General features: G+C 63.1%; 21 protein-coding genes and 2 tRNA genes. 22 read left to right on the top strand and 1 reads right to left on the bottom strand.

Annotated features, from left to right (window positions below; translation table 11 throughout):
- Window positions 1–43 precede the first annotated feature (43 nt).
- Both FHY18_RS03335 and FHY18_RS03330 read left to right on the top strand, forming a co-directional pair.
- The gene (locus FHY18_RS03335) at window positions 44–862 is read left to right on the top strand and encodes a DUF3034 family protein (protein WP_259152483.1); all 819 of its coding nucleotides are present in this window, start codon (window positions 44–46) and stop codon (window positions 860–862) included.
- On the top strand, window positions 862–1,284 hold the full coding sequence (locus FHY18_RS03330) for a group 1 truncated hemoglobin (RefSeq protein ID WP_259151176.1): 423 nt from the start codon (window positions 862–864) through the stop codon (window positions 1,282–1,284). The genes FHY18_RS03335 and FHY18_RS03330 overlap by 1 nt, the downstream gene beginning before the upstream one ends.
- Window positions 1,285–1,358: 74 nt before the next feature.
- Here FHY18_RS03330 and FHY18_RS03325 read toward each other — a convergent pair whose 3' ends face one another.
- Entirely contained in the window at window positions 1,359–2,159 is an 801-nt protein-coding gene (locus FHY18_RS03325) for an SDR family oxidoreductase (protein ID WP_259151174.1), read from the bottom strand.
- 111 nt (window positions 2,160–2,270) lie between these two features.
- On the opposite strand from FHY18_RS03325, the gene tpiA reads away from it, so the two are divergent.
- The 20 genes from tpiA to nusA all read left to right on the top strand — a co-directional run bounded on the left by tpiA (window position 2,271) and on the right by nusA (window position 21,197).
- Window positions 2,271–3,026, top strand: coding sequence for a triose-phosphate isomerase (gene tpiA / locus FHY18_RS03320; protein ID WP_259151173.1), 756 nt, complete (start codon window positions 2,271–2,273; stop codon window positions 3,024–3,026).
- A gap of 33 nt (window positions 3,027–3,059) precedes the next feature.
- Complete coding sequence (secG, locus tag FHY18_RS03315; RefSeq protein ID WP_259151170.1) at window positions 3,060–3,533, top strand: preprotein translocase subunit SecG; 474 nt, start codon at window positions 3,060–3,062, stop codon at window positions 3,531–3,533.
- 49 nt (window positions 3,534–3,582) lie between these two features.
- A tRNA-Leu gene (locus FHY18_RS03310) sits at window positions 3,583–3,667 on the top strand.
- A 105-nt stretch (window positions 3,668–3,772) separates the two neighbouring features.
- A complete protein-coding gene (locus FHY18_RS03305; protein WP_005991364.1) occupies window positions 3,773–4,129 on the top strand; it encodes an NADH-quinone oxidoreductase subunit A in 357 nt (118 codons plus the stop codon).
- The gene (locus FHY18_RS03300; RefSeq protein WP_039420570.1) at window positions 4,120–4,674 is read left to right on the top strand and encodes an NADH-quinone oxidoreductase subunit B; all 555 of its coding nucleotides are present in this window, start codon (window positions 4,120–4,122) and stop codon (window positions 4,672–4,674) included. Before FHY18_RS03305 ends, FHY18_RS03300 begins: the two co-directional genes overlap by 10 nt.
- 36 nt (window positions 4,675–4,710) lie before the next feature.
- Window positions 4,711–5,463, top strand: coding sequence for an NADH-quinone oxidoreductase subunit C (locus FHY18_RS03295; RefSeq protein ID WP_005991368.1), 753 nt, complete (start codon window positions 4,711–4,713; stop codon window positions 5,461–5,463).
- The gene (locus FHY18_RS03290; protein ID WP_039420572.1) at window positions 5,460–6,767 is read left to right on the top strand and encodes an NADH-quinone oxidoreductase subunit D; all 1,308 of its coding nucleotides are present in this window, start codon (window positions 5,460–5,462) and stop codon (window positions 6,765–6,767) included. Before FHY18_RS03295 ends, FHY18_RS03290 begins: the two co-directional genes overlap by 4 nt.
- On the top strand, window positions 6,764–7,291 hold the full coding sequence (gene nuoE / locus FHY18_RS03285) for an NADH-quinone oxidoreductase subunit NuoE (protein ID WP_005991372.1): 528 nt from the start codon (window positions 6,764–6,766) through the stop codon (window positions 7,289–7,291). The genes FHY18_RS03290 and nuoE overlap by 4 nt, the downstream gene beginning before the upstream one ends.
- A gap of 3 nt (window positions 7,292–7,294) precedes the next feature.
- On the top strand, window positions 7,295–8,629 hold the full coding sequence (gene nuoF / locus FHY18_RS03280) for an NADH-quinone oxidoreductase subunit NuoF (protein ID WP_039563617.1): 1,335 nt from the start codon (window positions 7,295–7,297) through the stop codon (window positions 8,627–8,629).
- The gene (nuoG, locus tag FHY18_RS03275) at window positions 8,626–10,860 is read left to right on the top strand and encodes an NADH-quinone oxidoreductase subunit NuoG (RefSeq protein WP_259151152.1); all 2,235 of its coding nucleotides are present in this window, start codon (window positions 8,626–8,628) and stop codon (window positions 10,858–10,860) included. Before nuoF ends, nuoG begins: the two co-directional genes overlap by 4 nt.
- On the top strand, window positions 10,857–11,951 hold the full coding sequence (nuoH, locus tag FHY18_RS03270) for an NADH-quinone oxidoreductase subunit NuoH (protein WP_259151150.1): 1,095 nt from the start codon (window positions 10,857–10,859) through the stop codon (window positions 11,949–11,951). The genes nuoG and nuoH overlap by 4 nt, the downstream gene beginning before the upstream one ends.
- A gap of 3 nt (window positions 11,952–11,954) precedes the next feature.
- Entirely contained in the window at window positions 11,955–12,443 is a 489-nt protein-coding gene (gene nuoI / locus FHY18_RS03265) for an NADH-quinone oxidoreductase subunit NuoI (protein ID WP_039407442.1), read from the top strand.
- 4 nt (window positions 12,444–12,447) lie between these two features.
- Window positions 12,448–13,110, top strand: a complete 663-nt coding sequence (locus FHY18_RS03260; RefSeq protein ID WP_259152482.1) for an NADH-quinone oxidoreductase subunit J — start codon at window positions 12,448–12,450, stop codon at window positions 13,108–13,110.
- Window positions 13,107–13,412, top strand: a complete 306-nt coding sequence (gene nuoK, locus FHY18_RS03255) for an NADH-quinone oxidoreductase subunit NuoK (protein ID WP_005914274.1) — start codon at window positions 13,107–13,109, stop codon at window positions 13,410–13,412. The genes FHY18_RS03260 and nuoK overlap by 4 nt, the downstream gene beginning before the upstream one ends.
- 7 nt (window positions 13,413–13,419) lie before the next feature.
- The gene (gene nuoL / locus FHY18_RS03250) at window positions 13,420–15,588 is read left to right on the top strand and encodes an NADH-quinone oxidoreductase subunit L (RefSeq protein WP_259151038.1); all 2,169 of its coding nucleotides are present in this window, start codon (window positions 13,420–13,422) and stop codon (window positions 15,586–15,588) included.
- Between the two features lie 20 nt (window positions 15,589–15,608).
- Entirely contained in the window at window positions 15,609–17,111 is a 1,503-nt protein-coding gene (locus tag FHY18_RS03245; protein WP_259151036.1) for an NADH-quinone oxidoreductase subunit M, read from the top strand.
- Between the two features lie 36 nt (window positions 17,112–17,147).
- Window positions 17,148–18,608, top strand: coding sequence for an NADH-quinone oxidoreductase subunit NuoN (gene nuoN, locus FHY18_RS03240; protein WP_259151033.1), 1,461 nt, complete (start codon window positions 17,148–17,150; stop codon window positions 18,606–18,608).
- A gap of 208 nt (window positions 18,609–18,816) precedes the next feature.
- A tRNA-Met gene (locus FHY18_RS03235) sits at window positions 18,817–18,893 on the top strand.
- A 197-nt stretch (window positions 18,894–19,090) separates the two neighbouring features.
- Window positions 19,091–19,681 (top strand): ribosome maturation factor RimP, encoded by a 591-nt coding sequence (gene rimP / locus FHY18_RS03230; RefSeq protein WP_259151031.1) that lies wholly within the window; start codon window positions 19,091–19,093, stop codon window positions 19,679–19,681.
- A 4-nt stretch (window positions 19,682–19,685) separates the two neighbouring features.
- Window positions 19,686–21,197 (top strand): transcription termination factor NusA, encoded by a 1,512-nt coding sequence (gene nusA / locus FHY18_RS03225; RefSeq protein WP_046963949.1) that lies wholly within the window; start codon window positions 19,686–19,688, stop codon window positions 21,195–21,197.
- Window positions 21,198–21,209 lie beyond the last annotated feature (12 nt).

Raw genomic sequence — 21,209 nt, 5'->3', positions numbered from 1 at the left:
TCTGCGTGCTCCTCTGGCTTTTGCGGTGTGCAGTTTCGTACTGATGCCAGCGCTTGCGGTTGCCGGCGACGGCCGACTGCTCGCTACCGGCGGCGTGTCGATGATCGAAGGCAGCAGCGGTGGCGGTATCGTGCCGTGGGCCACGTTGTCCGGGTATGGCACGCGCGACGAACTCGGCACCGTGCTGTTCGCCACGCATGTGGACAGCGGCGATTACCGGCTCGACGTGCAAGGCGCCGCGCTGACAGTCGGCAACCGGCTGGAACTGTCGCTCGCGCGTCAGCGCCTGGACCTGGGTACCTTGCAGGATCGCCTTGCGTTGCCATGGAGCGCGCTCGGCCAGGATGTCTTCGGCGCCAAGCTGCGCGTATCTGGCGATCTGGTCTATGGGCGCGCCCCGCAAGTCAGCGTCGGCGTGCAGTACAAACGGTTGCGCGATGGCACGCTGCCGCTGGCGATCGGTGCGCGCGACGACCACGGCACAGATGTCTTTGTCAGCGCCAGCAGACTGTTGCTGCAAGGCGCCGGTGGCTATCAATTGCTGCTCAACGGCACCTTGCGCGCAACCCGTGCCAATCAGACCGGCTTGCTCGGCTTTGGCGGCGACCGTCGCAACAGCTACCGGCTGGTCGCCGAGGCCAGCGCTGCGGTCGTGCTGTCGCCATCGTGGGCGGTCGGTGTGGAATATCGCGACAAGCCGGACAATCTGGGCTTTGCGCGCGAACAGGCCTGGGCCGACGGTTTTGTCGCCTGGTTCCCCAACAAGCACGTGTCGCTGACCGCCGCCTGGGCCGATCTTGGCGATATCGCCACGCTGACCGATCAGCGCGGCCCGTATCTTTCCTTGCAGGTAGCGTTCTGATGAATCGATGGCTGCGTTGGTCCCTGCTGTGCGCGCTGAGCTTGAGTGCCTGCGCCACCACGCAGCCGCGGACGCTCTATGACGAACTCGGTGGGCAGGCCGGCATCGAGGCGCTGGTGGAAACCATGTTGTCGCGCATCGCCGACGATCAACGCATCGTCGACAAGTTCGCACGGGTCAACATCGTCATGCTCAACGCACGCCTGGTGCAGAAGTTCTGCCACGTCGCCGACGGCCCGTGCCCGGACACGGCCAAATCGATGCAGCAGGCGCATGCGCATCTGGCCATCCGCGAGGGCGACTTCAACGCCCTGGTCGAAGATCTCAACTGGGCAATGGACCAGCAAAAGATCCCGCGCCGCACCCAGAACCGTCTGTTGGCGCGGCTGGCCGCCATGCACGGCGAGATCGTCAATCACTGAGTCGTACAGCTGCATGCCATCGACAGCGACCGTTTAGGACGCGCGTCGCGAGGCAACGGCCAACTGGCAGCGTTTCAGTCCAGCGGTCTCACCCGATGCGAGCCGCGCGCCATCAGTCGCAGCGCAACCGAATGCGGAAGCAGGCGCAGGCCGGCATTGACCAGTCGATAGCGCCAGCCCGGCACCGCCAGCACCTGGCCGCGCTCCAATGCGGCAATGCCGTACTCGGCAACCGCATCGGCCTGCAGCCAGGCCCAGCCGGGCAGGGTGGACATCGCCGCGCGGGTGCCGGTGACATCGTGGAACTCCGACCACGCAAAGCCAGGACACAGCGCGCAGACCTTGACCGCGCAGTCGGCGTTTTCCAGCGCCAGCGATTCGCTGAAGCGCAGCATGAAGCTCTTGCTCGCCGCATACAGTGTCTGGCCGTCGGCACTGGGTGTGAGTGCGGCAAACGAGGCGACGTTGAGAATGCGGCCCTGGCCGCTGGTACGGATCATCGGCAACAACCGCCAGGTCAGCTCGCATACCGCGCCGATCATCACCTGCAGGAAGCGTGCATGCGTGGCCCAGTCGTTGTGCAGATAGCGCCCCGGCACGCCATAACCGGCGTTGTTGACCAGCGTGCCCACCGTCCAGCCGTTGCGCTGGATCTGCGTCACCAGCGCCTGGACCGCCGCAGGCTCGGCCAGGTCGGCAGGCAGCACTTCCACCCGCACCTGCGCGCCCAGTTCGGCGGCCAGCGCCTGCAGTCGATCTACCCGGCGCGCGGTCAGGATCAACGGCCCCCCCCGCCTAGCGTACGCCCGCGCAATCTCGCGGCCGATGCCGCTGGAAGCGCCGGTGACCAGCGCGAAGACAGGCGAAACGGACATGGCAGGTTCCTGGTGGGGAGGGATGGGACATGCGGCAGACAGAAGTGTGCCGGTTGCCGACAGGGCATGGGCTATTCTGTCGCCTGTCTTCAACTCAGGAACCTGCGCCTGATGCGTCGAAAGATCGTTGCCGGAAACTGGAAGCTGCATGGCAGCCGCGCCTTCGCCACCGAACTGGTGGACCGGATCGCCGCGCACATGCCCCTGGAGGGTGTCGATGTCGTCATCCTGCCGCCACTGCCTTACCTCGGCGACCTGATCGAGGATTTCGAGGCCCATCACCTGTCCTTTGGAGCCCAGGACGTCAGTAGCAACGAGAAGGGCGCCTACACCGGCGAGGTCTCGGCAACGATGTTGGTGGATGTCGGCGCCGAATACGGCCTGGTCGGCCACTCCGAGCGTCGTCAGTATCACCAGGAAAGCAGCGAGCTGGTGGCGCGCAAATTTGCCGCCGCCATCCATGCCGGGCTGATCCCGGTGCTCTGCGTGGGCGAATCGCTGGAGCAGCGTGAAGCCGGTCAGACTGAGGCAATCCTACGTGCCCAGCTCGAGCCGGTGATTGCCCTGGTCGGTAGCGACGGCTTCGAACGGGCCGTGCTCGCGTACGAGCCGATCTGGGCGATCGGCACCGGGCGGACCGCCAGTCCGGCCCAGGCTCAGGCCGTGCACGCCTTCCTGCGTGGCGAAGTCGCGAAGGCGGATGCTAGAATCGCCGACTCTCTGCCCATCCTGTACGGGGGCAGTGTCAAGCCCGACAACGCCAGCGAGCTGTTCGCACAGCCCGATGTCGACGGCGGGCTTGTCGGAGGCGCCTCCTTGGTGGCCGAAGATTTCCTGGCCATTGCGCGTGCGGCGGCCGCTTGTTAACCCATTAAGTTTTGTCCGGGGACGGATTTCGAAATGCTGATGTTGATCCTCAATGTGGTCTACGTGCTGGTCGCGCTGGCGATGATTGCGCTGATCCTGATGCAGCGTGGCGCGGGTGCGGCGGCCGGTTCCGGCTTCGGTGCGGGCGCGTCGGGCACGGTGTTCGGTTCGCAGGGTGCGTCGAACTTCCTGTCCAAGTCGACCAAGTGGCTGGCCGTGGTGTTCTTCAGCATCAGCCTGTTCATGGCCTGGTACGCCACCCACGGTGCCCGTCCGACCGACCAGAACCTGGGTGTGATGTCGCAGTCCGCCACTCCGGCCCCGGCTGCAGCCGGTGAGTTGACCAAGCCGTTGCCGCAGGCGCCTGCCGCTGGTGCGGTACCGACCGCTCCGTCGCAGCCTGCTCCTGCAGTTGCGCCGGCTGCTGCACCGGCACAGTCCGCGCCTGCGCCGTCGGCGCCCGCCGCCAGCGAAGAAAACGCTTCAGAACCAGCACAAAAACGCTGAAGCCGGTTACAATACGCTGCGCACTGGGATGCCCAGCGGCGCAACGTATGCCCAGGTGGCGGAATTGGTAGACGCACTACCTTGAGGTGGTAGCGACTTAGGTCGTAGGGGTTCGAGTCCCCTCTTGGGCACCATTGTTTGGCTGCAGTTTCTGCGCATCGCGACGTGTCGCGCGCAGGGTCTGCCTATACCCCATGCCGGCACGCGGCGCGTGCGGGCAGAGGCAAGAGAGAATCGCTGTGCTGGCCGAATATTTGCCGAGTCTGCTGTTTCTGATCGTCGCCACCGGCATCGGCATCGTGCTGATGTTGATTGGTCGCTTCCTCGCTCCGCGCAGCCCGGACGCGCGCAAGCTTTCTCCGTACGAGTGTGGCTTCGAGGCCTTCGAAGACGCGCGCATGAAGTTCGATGTGCGCTACTACCTCATCGCGATCCAGTTCATCGTGTTCGACCTGGAAATCATCTTCATCGTGCCGTGGACGCAGGTGTTCATGGAGATCGGCGCACGTTCGCTGGTCACCATGGGCCTGTTCGTCGGCATGTTGTTCCTCGGCTTTATCTACGTGTGGAAGAAGGGAGCGCTGGAATGGGAGTGATTCAGACCCTGGATCGTCTGATGACCAACCCGATGCCGGAAGGCCGGGTGGAAGACATCCTGCGCCCGGACGGCGAAAACCCGCTGCTCGAAAAGGGCTATGTGACCACCAGCGTCGACGCACTGCTGAACTGGGCGCGTACCGGCTCGATGTGGCCGATGACCTTCGGTCTGGCCTGCTGCGCGGTCGAGATGATGCATGCCGGCGCGTCGCGCCTGGACCTGGACCGTTACGGCGTGGTGTTCCGCCCGTCGCCGCGCCAGTCCGACGTGATGATCGTGGCCGGCACCCTGGTCAACAAGATGGCCCCGGCGCTGCGCAAGGTCTACGACCAGATGCCGGACCCGAAGTGGGTCATCTCGATGGGCAGCTGCGCCAACGGCGGCGGCTATTACCATTATTCGTATTCGGTGGTGCGCGGTTGCGACCGCATCGTGCCGGTGGACATCTATGTCCCGGGCTGCCCGCCGACCGCCGAGGCCCTGGTCTACGGCATCTTGCAGCTGCAGAAGAAGATCTGGCGTACCCAGACCATCGCGCGCTGACACCCGTCTTCTCCTAACGAGAGCAGCCAAGCCCCCATGGCAGAGCAAGCATCTTCCTTCACTGACCGACTTGCGGCACGTTTCGCCGGTGCGCAGATCGCCGTGGCCTTGCCGCGCGGCGAAGTGACGCTGGAAGTCGCTGCGGCAGATTGGCACGCCACCTGTCTGGCGCTGCGCGACGAGCTCGGTTTCGAGCAGCTCAGCGATCTGTGCGGCGTCGATTACCTGGGCTATGGCAGCGACGAGTGGGATACCGCCGACGTGTCGTCGCAGGGCTTCAGTCGCGGCGTCGAAGGCAAGGCCGTCGGTCGCTTCGGTTGGGGAGAGTTTCCCAGCCAGGAAAGCTCCACCGGCGCCCATCCGCAGCACATGCCCAAGCAGCGCTTTGCGGTGGTCGCCCAGCTGATTTCCTATCAGCACAACCAGCGTCTGCGGGTGCGTTGCTATGCACCGGACGAGCAGGTGCCGGTGGTGGCGTCGGTGACCGATATCTGGCCGGGCGTGAACTGGTTCGAGCGCGAAGCATTCGACCTGTTCGGCATCGTGTTCGACGGCCACCCGGACCTGCGCCGCATCCTGACCGACTACGGATTCGTCGGCCACCCGTTCCGCAAGGATTTCCCGCTGATCGGCAACGTCGAAGTGCGTTACGACGAAGAGCGCAAGCGTGTCGTGTACGAGCCGGTGACCTCGGTCGAACCGCGCGTCGGTGTGCCGCGCGTGATTCGCGACGATGCCCGTTATGAGACTGCCGCTGGTGAAGTGGGCAAGTCGGAGACTGCCAAGTGAGTGAGTTCCGCCAGGCAACCGATGCCTTCGCGAGCAATCCTGTCGAAAGCAAGCAGGAAATCCGCAATTACACGATGAATTTCGGCCCGCAGCACCCTGCGGCGCACGGCGTGTTGCGCCTGATCCTGGAAATGGACGGCGAGACCGTGGTACGTGCCGATCCGCATATCGGCCTGCTGCACCGTGGTACCGAGAAGCTGGCCGAGTCCAAGCCGTTCAACCAGTCGGTTCCGTACATGGACCGTCTGGATTACGTGTCGATGATGTGCAACGAGCACGCTTACGTGCGCGCGATCGAGTCCCTGATGGGCATCGAGGCGCCCGAGCGTGCGCAGTACATCCGCACCATGTTCGACGAGATCACCCGCATCAAGAACCACCTGATGTGGGTGGGTTCCAACGCACTCGATCTGGGCGCGATGGCGGTGATGCTGTACGCGTTCCGCGAGCGCGAAGAATTGATGGACGTCTACGAGGCGGTCAGCGGCGCGCGCATGCACGCGGCCTACTACCGTCCCGGTGGCGTGTATCGCGATCTGCCCGATCGCATGCCGCAGTACAAGGAATCCCGCTGGCACAAGGGTGGGGCGCTGAAGAAGCGCAACGCCGGTCGCGAGGGCACGCTGCTGGACTTCCTGGAGGAATTCACCAACACCTTCCCGGCGCGCGTGGACGAGTACGAAACGCTGCTGACCGATAACCGCATCTGGAAGCAGCGCACCGTGGATGTGGGCATCATCAGCCCGGATCTGGCGCGCGCCTGGGGCATGACCGGCCCGATGCTGCGTGGCTCGGGCATCGAATGGGATCTGCGCAAGAAGCAGCCGTATGCCAAGTACGACGCGGTGGAGTTCGATATCCCGGTCGGCACCAACGGCGACTGTTACGACCGCTACCTGGTCCGCGTGGCCGAGATGCGCGAGTCCAACCGCATCATCAAGCAGTGCGTGAAATGGCTGAAGGCCAATCCCGGCCCGGTCATGGTCACCAATTTCAAGGTCGCTCCGCCAAGCCGCGAAGGCATGAAGGACGACATGGAAGCGCTGATCCATCACTTCAAGCTGTTCAGCGAAGGCTATTGCGTACCGGCCGGCGAAACCTACAGCGCGGTCGAAGCGCCCAAGGGCGAGTTCGGCTGCTACCTGATGTCCGATGGCGCCAACAAGCCGTTCCGCGTGCATCTGCGCGCGCCGGGCTTTGCGCATCTGTCGTCGATGGACGCGGTGGTGCGTGGCTATTTGCTGGCCGACGTCGTGGCGATGATCGGTACTTACGATTTGGTTTTCGGTGAGGTTGACCGATGAAGGCGACGGGTAATTTCGAAGCGGCGCGCGACGTCGATCCGCAGGTGGTGCTGAGCGACAAGACGCGCGCGCACATCGATCATTGGCTGGCCAAGTTTCCGCCCGACCGCAAGCGTTCGGCGGTGCTGCAGGGCCTGCATGCTGCGCAGGAGCAGAACCAGGGCTGGCTGACCGATGAGCTGATCGTCGGCGTGGCCAAGTATCTGGAACTGCCGCCGGTGTGGGCCTACGAGGTCGCCAGTTTCTACTCGATGTTCGAGACCGAGAAGGTTGGCCGCCATAACGTGGCGTTCTGCACCAATATCAGCTGCTGGCTCAACGGCGCCGAAGATCTGCTGGCGCACGCCGAGAAGAAGCTGGGTTGCAAGCTGGGGCAGTCGACGGCCGATGGCCGCGTCTACCTCAAGCGCGAAGAAGAGTGCCTGGCGGCCTGCTCGGCAGCGCCGATGATGGTCATCAACGGCCACTACCACGAGCACCTGACGAAAGAGAAGGTCGACGCGCTGCTGGACGGGCTGGAATAAGACATGGCACATCATCACGCACCTACAGGTCCGGTCGGTCCGGCGCCGTTGCCGCATCAGGTCGTCTACACGACCCTGCACTACGACACGCCGTGGTCCTACGAGAGCTACCTCAAGACCGGTGGCTACGCCGCGTTGCGCAAGATCCTCGAAGAGAAGATCGCGCCGGCCGATGTCATCGAGATGGTCAAGGCATCGAACCTGCGCGGCCGCGGTGGCGCAGGCTTCCCGACCGGTCTGAAGTGGTCGTTCATGCCCAAGGGCAACATGCAGAAGTACATCCTGTGCAATTCGGACGAATCCGAGCCGGGAACCTGCAAGGACCGCGACATCCTGCGTTACAACCCGCATTCGGTGGTGGAGGGCATGGCGATCGCCTGCTATGCCACCGGCTCGACCGTGGGCTACAACTACCTGCGTGGCGAGTTCCACCACGAGCCGTTCGAGAACTTCGAGCTGGCGCTGGCCGATGCGTATGCCAACGGCTGGCTGGGCAAGAACATTCTCGGCAGCGGCGTGGATATCGATATCTACGGTGCGCTGGGTGCAGGCGCCTACATCTGCGGCGAAGAAACCGCATTGATGGAATCGCTGGAAGGCAAGAAGGGTCAGCCGCGCTACAAGCCGCCGTTCCCGGCCAACTTCGGCCTGTACGGCAAGCCGACCACCATCAACAACACTGAAACCTATGCGTCGGTGCCGGCGATCATTCGCAACGGCCCGGAGTGGTTTCTTGGGCTGAGCAAGACCAAGAACGGCGGCCCGAAGATCTTCTCGGTGTCCGGTTGCGTGCAGAAGGGCGGCAACTTCGAAGTGCCGCTCGGCACCACCTTCGACGAGCTGCTGGAAATGGCCGGTGGCCTGCGTCCGGGCCGCAAGCTCAAGGGCGTTGTACCTGGCGGTGTGTCGATGCCGGTGCTGAAGGCCGACCAGGTGGCCGGCCTGCAGATGGACTACGACACCTTGCGTGCACTGGGCACCGGTCTGGGATCGGGTGCCATCGTGGTGCTGGACGACAGCGTCTGCTGCGTGCGTTTTGCCTGCCGCATCTCGCAGTTCTTCCACAAGGAATCCTGCGGCCAGTGCACCCCGTGCCGCGAAGGCACCGGCTGGATGCACCGCGTGCTGGAGCGCATCGTCGCCGGCAAGGCCACGATGGAAGACCTGCACCAGCTGCGTACCGTGGCCGGCCAGATCGAAGGGCACACCATCTGCGCGTTCGGTGAAGCGGCGGCGTGGCCGATCCAAGGCTTCCTGCGCCAGTTCTGGGACGAATTCGAGTACTACATCGTCAACGGTCGTTCGATCGTCGACACGCAAGTCGGAGTGGCCGCATGAGCGCCCAACCAGTGAACCCGAACGTACCGCCGGATCATGTCACCGTCGAAATCGACGGGCAGAGCCTGGTGGTTCCGAAGGGCTCGATGATCATCCAGGCCGCCGACAAGGCCGGCATCCCGATCCCGCGCTTCTGCTACCACGAGAAGCTGCCGATCGCGGCCAACTGCCGCATGTGCCTGGTGGACGTCGAAAAATCCCCGAAGCCGTCGCCGGCCTGCGCCACCCCGGTAATGGACGGCATGAAGGTCACCACGCGTAGCGAAAAGGCGCTGAAGTACCAGCGCAGCGTGATGGAATTTTTGCTGATCAATCACCCGCTGGACTGCCCGATCTGCGATCAGGGCGGCGAGTGCGAGTTGCAGGACGTCTCGCTCGGCTACGGCCGTTCGGTCAGCCGCTTCAACGAGCGCAAGCGCGTGGTGCCGGACGAGGACATCGGTCCGCTGGTCGCCACCGAAATGACCCGCTGCATCCAGTGCACCCGTTGCGTGCGCTTCACTGCAGACATCGCCGGCACCTACGAACTGGGTGGCATGTATCGCGGTGAAAACCTGCAGATCGGCACCTACGACGGCAAGCCGCTGACCACCGAAATCTCCGGCAACGTCATCGACGTGTGCCCGGTCGGCGCGCTGACCAACAAGGTGTTCCAGTTCCGTGCCCGCCCGTGGGAGCTGATGGCGCGCGAGTCGCTGGGCTACCACGACGCGATGGGCTCGAACCTGTTCCTGCACGTGCGTCGCGGCGAAGTGCTGCGCACCGTGCCGCGCGAGAACGAGGCGGTCAACGAGTGCTGGCTGTCCGATCGCGACCGTTACTCGCATCAGGGTCTGTACTCCGAAGACCGTGCGGTCAAGCCGTTGAAGAAGATCAACGGCGAGTGGACCGAAGTGAGCTGGACCGAAGGTCTGGCCGCTGCGACCCAGATCCTGCGCGACAACGCTGGCGATCAGCTTGGCGTACTGGTGCATCCGTCCACTTCCAACGAGGAAGGCGCGTTGCTCGCACGTCTGGCCGAAGGTCTGGGTAGCGGCAATCTGGATCACCGTCTGCTCAATCGCGATTTCTCCGACGCTGCGGTGGCCGAGACGTTTGCAACGCCGCTGGCCGAGATCGAACAGGCCGATGTGGTGGTGCTGTTCGGCACCAACGTGCGTCACGAGCTGCCATTGCTGCATGCGCGTCTGCGCAAGGCGCACATTCAGAACCGCACACAGATCCATTCGGTCAATCCGGTCGATTTCGATTTCGCATTTACCCAGGCCAGCCGCACCGTCGTCGCGCCGTCGAAACTGGCTGCTGCACTCGACGATGCCGCGCTGCGCGATCCGGTCAAGGGCGCGACGCGCGCCGTAATCGTGGTTGGTGCACTGGTTGAAAATCATCCGCAGGCTGCGGCACTGCGTGCTGCCGCACGTGACTTCGCTGCCGCAACGGGCGCCTCGTTGTGCCGTATCCCGCAGGGTGCGAACGCGGTGGGTCTGGTGTCGCAAGGCGTGCTGCCGACCGCACGCGATGTGGCCGGCATGCTGGCGCAGCCGCGTCAGGCCTACGTGTTGTACGGCATCGAGCCGGGTCTGGATTTTGCCGATGCCGCCGCTGCACGCAGCGCGCTCGCCGGTGCCAAGGTCGTTGCATTCAGCCAGTTCGCCTGCGCTTCGACGCGCGATGTGGCCGATGTGATCCTGCCGATCGGCGCACTGCCGGAAATCGACGCCTCGCTGACCAATCTGGATGGTCGCGTGCAGACGGCGCGTGCCGCAGGCCGCCTGCCGGTCGAAGCGCGCGAAGGTTGGCGTGTGCTGCGTGCGCTGGGCGGCGAGCTGGGTCTGGCCGGTTTCGAGTTCATCGATCTGGTCGGCCTGCGCGCCGGCATGCAGAACCGCGACGTGCGCCCGGTAGCTTCTGCCCAGCCGCAGGCGACCACCGACGGGCTGGAGGTTGCGGCAACCGCCGCGATCTACCGCACCGACGCGGTGGTGCGTCGCGCCGCTGCGTTGCAGTCGCATCCGCTGAACGTCGCGCCGTGCGTGGCGATGCATCCGGAGCAGGCTGCACAGCTGCAGATTGGCGCAGGCCAGATGGTCAAGGTCGGCACCGACGCTGGTAAGGCGACGTTGCCGGTGGTGCTGGACAAGCGCGTCGCACCGGGCACGGTGTGGATCGAATCCGGTCATGGCGCTACCGCGCCGCTCGGCGCCGGTCGCGTAACGGTGGTGGCTGCATGAACGAATTGCTGTTGAACGTGGTCGATCCCCTGCACCAGTGGTTCCTCGGACTGGGCGATGGCGGCATCGTGCTGTGGACCGTGTTGAAGATCCTGTTGATCGCCGTGCCGGTGATCGTATCGGTGGCCTTCTACGTGGTCTGGGAGCGCAAGCTGATCGGCTGGATGCACGTGCGTCACGGGCCCATGTACGTGGGCATGGGCATCTTTCAGGCCTTCGCAGACGTGTTCAAGCTCCTGTTCAAGGAGATCCTGCAACCGAGCAGTTCGCACAAGGCGATGTTCATCATCGCGCCGCTGCTGACGCTGGCGCCGGCATTCGCGGCATGGTCGGTAGTGCCGTTCGATGCGCAGCTGGTGCTGTCCAACGCCAACGTCGGTCTGCTGTATCTGCTGGCGATGACCTCGCTGGGCGTGTACGGCATCATCCTCGCCGGCTGGGCCTCCAACTCCAAGTATGCGTTCCTGGGTGCGATGCGCTCGGCCGCGCAGGTGGTCAGCTACGAGATTGCGATGGGTTTTGCGCTGGTCGGCGTAATGATCGCTTCCGGCAGCGTCAACCTCAGCCAGATCGTGTTTGCGCAAGCGGGTAACTCCGGCTTCTTCGACTGGTTCCTGATTCCGCTGTTCCCGTTGTTCATCGTGTACTGGGTCTCCGGCGTTGCCGAAACCAACCGCGCGCCGTTCGACGTGGTGGAAGGCGAGTCGGAAATCGTCGCGGGCCACATGGTGGAATACTCGGGCGGTGCATTCGCACTGTTCTTCCTGGCCGAATACGCCAACATGATCCTGGTCAGCTTCCTGATCTCGATCTTCTTCCTGGGCGGCTGGTTGAGCCCGTGGCCCCAGGTGTGGGGCAGCCCAGACATCTCGCCGTGGATTGACTGGGTGTGGAAGGGCGGTTGGCCGTGGCTGCTGATGAAGGTGTTCTTCTTCGCCAGCGCCTACATCTGGTTCCGTGCCAGCTTCCCGCGCTACCGCTACGACCAGATCATGCGTCTGGGCTGGAAGGTGTTCATTCCGCTCACGATCGTGTGGATCGCAGTGACGGCATTGATGGTGTTTTACGGCGTGATCCAGAAGGGCGTGTAATTGATGAACAAGATCACCCATTACTTCAAGAGCTTGCTCCTGCTCGAACTGCTCGGAGGCTTGTGGCTGACGTTGAAATACACGTTCAAGCCCAAGTACACCGTGCTGTATCCGATGGAGAAGTTTCCGCAGTCGCCGCGTTTCCGTGGCTTGCATGCGCTGCGTCGTTATCCCAATGGCGAAGAGCGCTGCATCGCCTGCAAGCTGTGCGAAGCGGTCTGCCCGGCATTGGCAATCACCATCGACTCGGCCAAGCGCGAGGATGGCTCGCGCCGCACCACGCGCTACGACATCGACCTGTTCAAGTGCATCTTCTGCGGCTTTTGCGAAGAAAGCTGCCCGGTGGACTCGATCGTCGAAACGCATATCCTCGAGTACCACTTCGAGAAGCGTGGCGAGAACATTGTCAACAAGCCGCAGCTGCTGGCGATCGGAGACCGGCTAGAGGCCGAGATCGCCGAGCGTCGCGCTGCCGATGCCGCCTTCCGTTGAGGTCATGATGGACTGGGTCTCTATTGCGTTTTACGCCTTCTCCGCAATCGCGGTGGTGTCCGCCGGTGCGGTGATCAGCGTGCGTAACCCGGTGTATGCCGTGTTGTGCCTGATCCTCACCTTCTTCTCAATGGCCTGCATCTGGCTGCTGGTCGGGGCCGAGTTCCTCGGCGTCACCCTGGTGCTGGTCTACGTCGGCGCGGTGATGGTGTTGTTCCTGTTCGTGGTGATGATGCTGGACATCGACACCAGCCGGCTGCGCGAGGGCTGGGTCAAGTACATGCCGCTGGGCGTGATCGTTGCGGTGGCGATGCTGGCGCAGATGGTCACCTTGATCGGGGTCAAGTCGCGCACTGCCACGCCGTTCCCGGTCGACAATGCAGCAGCGCAGGCTGCCGACAGCTCGAACCTGACCTGGCTGGCCAAGAGCCTGTATACCGAGTTCCTGCTGCCGTTCGAATTTGCTGCGGTGATTCTGACCGTGGCGGTGGTGGCTGCAGTGATGCTGACCCTGCGTAAGCGCACCGGCATCAAGCTGCAGAACGCCGGCGAGCAGTCGCGGGTCAAGGCGGGCGACCGTCTGCGCATGGTCAAAATGGCGGTTGAAAAGCCGGTACAGGTTGCGCCGCAGATCGACGCGGCCGACGGACAGGAGGCGAAGTCTTGATTACCTTGGGCCACCTGCTTGGGCTTGGCGCGGTGCTGTTCTGCATCTCCCTGGCCGGCATCTTCCTCAACCGCAAGAACGTCATCGTCTTGCTGATGTCGATCGAGTTGATGCTGCTGTCGGTCAACGTCAACTTCATCGCATTCTCGCGCGAGCTCGGCGACACCGCCGGTCAGTTGTTCGTGTTCTTCATCCTGACCGTTGCCGCCGCGGAGGCCGCCATCGGCCTCGCGATCCTGGTGACTCTGTTCCGCACGCGCCGCACGATCAATGTGGCCGAAGTCGATACGTTGAAGGGCTGACCTGTAGATGGAAATCACTCTCTCCAAGAGTCTGTTGATCGCAGTGGTGCTTGCACCGCTGGTCGGCAGCATCATCGCCGGCCTGTTCGGGCGCCAGGTAGGACGCAAGGGCGCGCAGTACGTCACCATCCTCGGTGTGGCGGTCAGCTGCGTGCTGTCGTGCCTGACCCTGTACCAATTGGTGGAGCAGGGTGCCAGCCCGTTCAACCAGAACCTGTACACCTTCTTCGACGTCGGTAATTACTCCGCGCATGTCGGCTTCATGGTCGATCGCCTGACCGCGATGATGATGGTGGTGGTGACCTTCGTGTCGCTGCTGGTGCACATCTACACCATCGGCTACATGGAAGAGGATCCGGGTTACCAGCGCTTCTTCAGCTATATCTCGTTGTTCACCTTCTCCATGCTGACGCTGGTGATGAGCAACAACTTCCTGCAGCTGTTCTTCGGCTGGGAAGCGGTGGGCCTGGTGTCGTACCTGCTGATCGGTTTCTGGTTCAAGCGCCCGACCGCCGTGTTCGCCAACATGAAGGCGTTCCTGGTCAACCGCGTCGGCGATTTCGGCTTCATTCTCGGCATCGCCGGTGTGTTGCTGTGGTTCGGCTCGCTGGATTACTCCACCGTGTTCGCCAACGCGACCACCATGGCCGGTGCCAAGGTGCAGCTGTTCGCAGGCCACGAGTGGAGCGTGATGACGCTGATCTGCATCTGCCTGTTCATCGGTGCGATGGGCAAGTCGGCGCAGGTGCCGCTGCATGTGTGGCTGCCTGACTCGATGGAAGGCCCGACCCCGATCTCGGCGCTGATCCACGCTGCAACCATGGTAACTGCCGGCATCTTCATGGTGGCGCGCATGTCGCCGCTGTTCGAGCTGTCCGAAACCGCGCTGAACTTCATCCTGTTCATCGGTGCGACCACGGCTTTCTTCACTGGCCTGATCGGCATCGTGCAGAACGACATCAAGCGCGTGGTCGCGTACTCGACGCTGTCCCAGCTCGGCTACATGACCGTGGCGCTGGGCGTATCGGCCTATTCGGCCGCAGTGTTCCACCTGATGACGCATGCTTTCTTCAAGGCGCTGCTGTTCCTGGCGGCCGGCTCGGTCATCATCGGCATGCACCACGAGCAGGACATGCGCAAGATGGGCGGCCTGCGCAAGTACATGAAGGTGACTTACTGGACCAGTGTGATCGGTACGCTGGCGCTGGTCGGTACGCCGTTCTTCTCGGGCTTCTACTCGAAGGACACCATCATCGAGGCCGCTGCGCATCACGCGCATGAGTCGCATAGCTGGATCGCGACCTATGGCTACTGGGCGGTGCTCGGCGGCGTGCTGGTGACCAGCTTCTACAGCTTCCGTCTGCTGTTCCTGACCTTCCACGGCAAGGAACGCTTCCGCGATGCGCATGCGCACGACGCCCATGCCCACCACGACAGCGCGCACACCGACGCCGAGGCGCAGGTCCACGTGCACGACAGCCATGCGCACGACGCACATGCACACGACACACATGGCCACGACGATCACGGCCACCATGGCGCACACGAGCCGCACGAGTCTAAGTGGGTGGTGACGTTGCCGTTGATCCTTCTGGCGATTCCCTCGGTGGCGATCGGCTTCTTCACCATCGGCCCGATGTTGTTCGGCACCGATTGGCAGGGCCATCACGCGGCGCACGCGCTTAAAGGGCAGGCTGTGTCGTTCTTCACCGGCATCGTTGACTTCTACGACCCGGCACGCGATACCGTGGGTGCCCTGGCCGAGGAGTTCCATGGCCCGGTCGCGTTCGCGCTGCACGGCATGATGGCGGCACCGTTCTTCCTGACGCTTGCCGGTCTAGTGCTCGCTGCTCTGTTCTACCTGTGGAAGCCGGAACTGGCTACCAAGTCGCGCAAGGCGTTCGCGCCGATCGTGTGGCTGCTGGAAAACAAATACGGCTTCGACAAGCTGTGGATCAATGGCTTCGCCGGTGGCGGTGTTGTCCTTGGCAAGGCGTCACGCGCAATCGATACCCATGTGGTCGACGGCGTGGCCGTCAATGGTTCTGCCCGACTGATCGACCTGGCTGCAAATCTGCTGCGTCGCACGCAATCCGGTTTCCTCTATCACTACGCCTTCGCAATGATCATCGGTTTGATCGCCTTGTTGGCGGTACTGATGCATTTCTGGCGTTGACCTGTACGGAATAAGAAAACGTGTCGAACTGGCCTTTACTGTCTATCTTGATCTGGCTGCCGATTATCGGTGGCGCCCTGATCCTTGCGTTGCGCAACGCCGAGACTGCCCGCTGGGCATCCCTGGCGGTGGCGGTGGCGACCTTTGTGCTGAGTCTGCCGCTGCTGGGCTACGACACGGCCAATGACGCGATGCAGTTCATCGAACTGCATGCCTGGATTCCGGCCTACAACATCGGCTACAACCTGGGCGTGGATGGCATCGCGGTTGCGTTGATCGTGCTGACCACGCTGGTGACTGTGCTGGCACTGATCGGTGCCTGGCGCTCGATCGACAAGCGCGTCAATCAGTACGTCGCTGCCTTCCTGATCCTGGAAGGCGTCACGGTCGGCATCTTCGCCGCGACCGATGCGATGCTGTTCTATGTCTTCTTCGAAGCCATGCTGATCCCGATGTTCCTCATCATCGGTGTCTGGGGCGGTCCGCGGCGTATCTATGCGGCGATGAAGTTCTTCCTCTACACCTTCCTCGGCTCGGTGCTGATGCTGGTGGGTCTGGTGTATCTGTATCTGAAGGGCGGCAGCTTCCAGCTCGCCGACCTGTATGCGCTGCAGCTGACCGCCAAGGAGCAGACCTGGATCTTCTTCGCGTTCCTGATCGCGTTCGCGGTCAAGGTGCCGATGTTCCCGGTGCATACCTGGTTGCCGGACGCGCACGTCGAAGCACCGACCGCCGGTTCGGTGATCCTGGCCGCGATCGCACTGAAGATCGGCGGCTACGGTTTCCTGCGTTTCAACCTGCCGATCGTTCCCGATGCCAGCCATGAGTTTGCGTGGCTGGTGATCACGCTGTCGCTGATCGCGGTGATCTACGTCGGCCTGGTGGCGTTGGTGCAGGACGACATGAAGAAGCTGGTGGCGTATTCGTCCATCGCGCACATGGGTTTCGTCACCCTGGGCACCTTCATCGCCTTCACCCTGGTGCGCGAGTACGGCAGCACCGACGCAGCACGCCTCGGCTTGCAGGGCGCGATGGTGCAGATGATTTCGCACGGCTTCGTGTCCGGCGCGATGTTCTCCTGCATCGGTGTGCTGTACGACCGCATGCACACGCGCCGCATCGCCGATTACGGCGGCGTGGTCAATGTGATGCCGTGGTTTGCGACCTTTTCCATGCTGTTCTTCATGGCCAATGCCGGTCTGCCGGGTACCAGCGGGTTCGTCGGTGAATTCATGGTGATCCTGGCCAGCTTCCAGAAGCATCCGCTGGTTGCCTTCGCCGCCGCCACGACCCTGGTGATCACGGCCGCCTACACGCTGTGGCTCTACAAGCGCGTGTTCTTCGGCGAAGTGGCCAATGCCCACGTGGCCGAGCTGAAGGACATCAATGGCCGCGAGGCTTTCGTGCTGGGGGTGTTCGCTGCTGGCGTGCTGGCCCTGGGCCTGTATCCGAAGCCGCTGACCGATCTGATGGAACCATCGATCGCCAAGCTGGCTACCCAGATCGCCGCGAGCAAGCTTTGACCGCTTGCCGTACGTTTTGATTTTCAGGATTTGATGATGACCACGCCAACGCTCGCGCCGTTGACCACCGCTGACCTGGCTCCGCTCGTTCCGGAGCTGGTGCTGATCGGCGGCGCCTTCGCATTGCTGATGCTCGACCTGTTCATGAGCCAGCGGAACAAGGTCTGGACCCACTTGTTCTCCATCGCTGTTCTCGCCGTGGTGTTTGCGTTGCTGGCCACCGGCACAGGCGGGCAGGGCGATATCTTCAATGGCATGTTCGTGCGCGATACCGCCGCAGACGTGATGAAGACGGTGATCGTGCTCGTCAGCGGGTTGAGCCTGGTCTATGGCTGGACCTACCTGCGCGAGCGCAATCTCTATCAAGGCGAAATCCCGGTACTGGTGTTGTTCGCGACCGCCGGCATGATGCTGCTGGCGTCGGCCGGCAGCCTGCTGATGGTCTACCTGGGTCTGGAATTGCTGGCGCTGTGCTCGTACGCGCTGGTCGCATCCAACCGCGACAACGGCCTGGCCACCGAAGCGGCGATGAAGTATTTCGTGCTGGGTTCGCTGGCGTCGGGCCTGCTGCTGTACGGCATGTCGCTGGTCTATGGCGCTACCGGCACCTTGAGCCTGGCTGGCATCCACGAAGCTATCGAAGGCTCCGGCGAGCGTACGCTGCTGCTGACCGGCACCATCTTCATGATCGCTGGCGTGGCGTTCAAGCTGGGCGCGGCACCGTTCCATATGTGGCTGCCGGATGTCTATCAGGGCGCACCGGCACCAATCGCGTTGTTTATCAGCTCCGCACCGAAGCTGGCTGCGTTCGGCATGACCTACCGCCTGCTGGAGGTGGGCATGGGGCCGTTGTCGCCGCAGTGGCATCTGTTGATCGGCGGCCTGTCGGCACTGTCGCTGGTCGTCGGCAACCTGATGGCCATTGCGCAGAGCAATCTCAAGCGCATGCTTGCATATTCGACGGTCTCGCATATCGGCTTCCTGCTGATGGGCGTCGCCGGCGGCGGCGAAGAGGGTTACGCCGCCGCGATGTTCTATGCGGTGAGCTACACCATCATGTCGACCGCGTCGTTCGGCGCCATCATCGCGTTGTCGCGCAATGGGTTCGAAGCCGAGAACATCGACGACTTCAAGGGCCTCAACGCGCGCAATCCGTGGATGGCCGGCCTGGTGTTGTGCATCATGGCGTCGCTGGCGGGTATTCCGCCGTTCCTCGGCTTCTGGACCAAGCTGGCCGTGCTGGGCGCGGCGGTGAACGGCGACATGCTGTGGTTGGCGCTGGTGGGTGTGATCTGCGCGGTGATCGGTGCGTACTACTACCTGCGTGTCATCAAGGTCATGTATTTCGATGAGCCGGTCGGTGAGCCGTTGCCAGCCAATAACGACCGCGTGCTGGGGACCGTGCTGGGCGTCAACGCACTTGCGTTGCTCGCGCTTGGCTTGGCCTGGAACCCGATCATGGTGTGGTGCCAGCGCGCGTTTGCCGGTCTCGCATAAGAAGCGGGCACGGTCAGGTGTTGCGTTCGTCGCGACGCCTGTTGCCCGCGCATGGCGCGGATATGAAATAAAGTTGTGATTGGTGTTTCGTTTTTGTTGCATTGCGGTTATCATTCGCCGCGACGTTGGACACTCGCCAAAGTGTCCAACAGATGAAAAACTTAGGGCTTGCAATTGCCGCTCAAGTTCTTCATAATTCCGCTTCTGCTGCGGGGTGGAGCAGTCTGGCAGCTCGTCGGGCTCATAACCCGAAGGTCGCAGGTTCAAATCCTGCCCCCGCTACCAAGTTTCGAATTACCGCTTTATCGCAGTGATTCAACTTCTTGGATCGTAAGGACGCATGTTCCCGTCCTTGCGCCGACCCTGAGAGGTCGGGCTTTTTTCACGCAAGGGGCCCATCGGGCCCCTTGTTTTTTCCGGAACCGGAAAGTTTGCTGCCGGTTGCCGGGGTTCTACTGGCAATCATTTGATCAGGGCAGTCTGTGAGCGAAAAAGCGACCGAAATCGCGAATCTGCTGAGTCCAACGGTTGAGTCCCTGGGCTTGGAACTGCTGGGCGTGGAGTATCTTCCCGCGCCAGGCGGCGCCACGTTGCGACTTTACATCGATGTGCCGCTGGCCGAACAGCCCGAGCGTGTCATCAACGTCGACGATTGCGAGCGCGTGAGCCGTGAAGTCTCCGCCCAGCTCGACGTCGAAGACCCGATCAGTGGCAACTACACCCTGGAAGTGTCCTCGCCGGGTGTGGACCGTCCGTTGTTCACCCTGGAACAATTCGCGCGCCATGTCGGCGAGTCCGCAAAGATCGTGTTGAAGCTTGCGCAGGATGGTCGGCGCCGCTTTCAGGGTCAGATCCTGCGCACCGAGCCGGAAGCTGATGCCGTGGTGTTTTCGGTCGACGGCAAGGACGTGCAGATCGGCTTCGACAACATCGACAAGGCGCGCATCCTGCCGGATTGGGTCGCCTTGGGCCTTGCGCCGCAAAAACCGAATAAGCCCGGCCCGAAAAAACCCGGGCACGACAAGAAGAAACCATCCAACGAGTCGGCGGCTGGCAAGCCGCGCGCGGAGTGACTAAATGAGCAAGGAACTTTTGCTGGTAGTGGATGCGGTGGCCAACGAAAAGGGCGTGCCGCGCGAAGTGATCTTCGATGCGATCGAGGCCGCGCTGGCTTCCGCAGCGAAGAAGCGCTATCCCGACCAGGACGTGCTGACGCGCGTGACCATCGACCACAAGGACGGTAATTACGAAACCTTCCGCCGTTGGGAAGTGGTGGCCGACGACGTGGTGATGGAGTCGCCGGATCGCCAGGTGCGCCTGATGGATGCCATCGACGAGGCCGACGGCGTGGATGTGGGCGACTACATCGAAGAACAGATCGAAAACCCGGATTTCGGCCGTATCGCCGCCCAGGCTGCCAAGCAGGTGATCGTGCAGCGCGTGCGCGAGGCCGAGCGCCAGCAGGTGGTCGATGCCTGGAAGGATCGCGTGGGCGAGCTGATCACCGGCGTGGTCAAGCGCGCCGAGCGCGGCAACATCTTTGTCGATCTGGGCGGCAATGCAGAGGCCTTCATCCCGAAGGACAAGGGCATTCCGCGCGACGTGCTGCGCCCGGGCGACCGCGTGCGCGGGTATCTGGCCGAAGTGCGCTCCGAGCCGCGTGGCCCGCAGCTGTTCATCAGCCGCGCCGCGCCGGAATTCATGATCGAGCTGTTCAAGCTCGAAGTGCCGGAAGTGGGCCAGGGCCTGGTCGAGATCAAGGCCTGCGCCCGCGACCCGGGCGATCGCGCCAAGATCGCCGTGATCGCGCACGACACCCGCACCGATCCGATCGGCGCCTGCATCGGTATGCGTGGTTCGCGCGTGCAGGCGGTGTCCAACGAGCTCAATGGCGAGCGTGTGGACATCGTGCTGTGGAACGAGAACCCGGCCAACTTCGTCATCAACGCAATGGCGCCTGCCGAAGTGCAGTCGATCATCGTCGATGAAGACAAGCACTCGATGGACCTGGCTGTGGCCGAAGACCGCCTGGCGCAGGCGATCGGCAAGGGCGGCCAGAATGTGCGCCTGGCCAGCCGCCTGACCGGCTGGCAGCTCAACGTGATGACCGCCGACCAGGTGGCCGCCAAGTCCGAGGCTGAACAGGCATCGGCGCGGCAGCTGTTCATGGACCGCCTGGAAGTGGACGAAGAAATCTCCGCGATCCTGGTATCCGAAGGCTTCAATACGGTCGAAGAAATCGCCTACGTCCCGGTCGGTGAACTGCTGGCGGTGGAAGGCTTCGACGAAGACATCGTCGAAGAACTGCGTGCCCGTGCCCGCGATGCGTTGCTCAACGCCGCGCTGGCCGAGGAAGAAGGCCTGGAAGGAACTCAGCCCACCGAGGACCTGCTGGCGCTGGAGGGGATGGACGAGGAAACGGCCTTTGCTCTGGCCGAGCACGGCGTGCGCACCAGCGAGGATTTGTCCGACCTGGCAGCGGACGAGATCGTCGACTTCGGCATCGAGGGCATGACCCAGGAGCGCGCCGCGGCGCTGATCCTGGCGGCCCGCGCCGAGGAGATCGCCCGTTTGGAGCGCGGCGAATGAGCCGGCAATGAA

Origin of the sequence: Xanthomonas sp. 3793 (assembly GCF_024806835.1) — a bacterium.
In the GTDB taxonomy this organism is placed as follows: Bacteria; Pseudomonadota; Gammaproteobacteria; order Xanthomonadales; family Xanthomonadaceae; genus Xanthomonas; species Xanthomonas arboricola_F.
The sequence above is the reverse complement of the archived record's forward strand: the minus strand, read 5'-3'. Positions and strand labels throughout refer to the sequence as shown.

Coding starts and splice junctions, on each gene's coding strand:
- FHY18_RS03335 (WP_259152483.1), top strand. CDS start 44: ATGCCAGCGCTTGCGGTTGCCGGCGACGGCCGACTGCTCGCTACCGGC.
- FHY18_RS03330 (WP_259151176.1), top strand. CDS start 862: ATGAATCGATGGCTGCGTTGGTCCCTGCTGTGCGCGCTGAGCTTGAGT.
- FHY18_RS03325 (WP_259151174.1), bottom strand. CDS start 2,159: ATGTCCGTTTCGCCTGTCTTCGCGCTGGTCACCGGCGCTTCCAGCGGC.
- tpiA (WP_259151173.1), top strand. CDS start 2,271: ATGCGTCGAAAGATCGTTGCCGGAAACTGGAAGCTGCATGGCAGCCGC.
- secG (WP_259151170.1), top strand. CDS start 3,060: ATGCTGATGTTGATCCTCAATGTGGTCTACGTGCTGGTCGCGCTGGCG.
- FHY18_RS03300 (WP_039420570.1), top strand. CDS start 4,120: ATGGGAGTGATTCAGACCCTGGATCGTCTGATGACCAACCCGATGCCG.
- FHY18_RS03295 (WP_005991368.1), top strand. CDS start 4,711: ATGGCAGAGCAAGCATCTTCCTTCACTGACCGACTTGCGGCACGTTTC.
- nuoE (WP_005991372.1), top strand. CDS start 6,764: ATGAAGGCGACGGGTAATTTCGAAGCGGCGCGCGACGTCGATCCGCAG.
- nuoF (WP_039563617.1), top strand. CDS start 7,295: ATGGCACATCATCACGCACCTACAGGTCCGGTCGGTCCGGCGCCGTTG.
- nuoG (WP_259151152.1), top strand. CDS start 8,626: ATGAGCGCCCAACCAGTGAACCCGAACGTACCGCCGGATCATGTCACC.
- nuoH (WP_259151150.1), top strand. CDS start 10,857: ATGAACGAATTGCTGTTGAACGTGGTCGATCCCCTGCACCAGTGGTTC.
- nuoI (WP_039407442.1), top strand. CDS start 11,955: ATGAACAAGATCACCCATTACTTCAAGAGCTTGCTCCTGCTCGAACTG.
- FHY18_RS03260 (WP_259152482.1), top strand. CDS start 12,448: ATGATGGACTGGGTCTCTATTGCGTTTTACGCCTTCTCCGCAATCGCG.
- nuoL (WP_259151038.1), top strand. CDS start 13,420: ATGGAAATCACTCTCTCCAAGAGTCTGTTGATCGCAGTGGTGCTTGCA.
- nuoN (WP_259151033.1), top strand. CDS start 17,148: ATGACCACGCCAACGCTCGCGCCGTTGACCACCGCTGACCTGGCTCCG.
- nusA (WP_046963949.1), top strand. CDS start 19,686: ATGAGCAAGGAACTTTTGCTGGTAGTGGATGCGGTGGCCAACGAAAAG.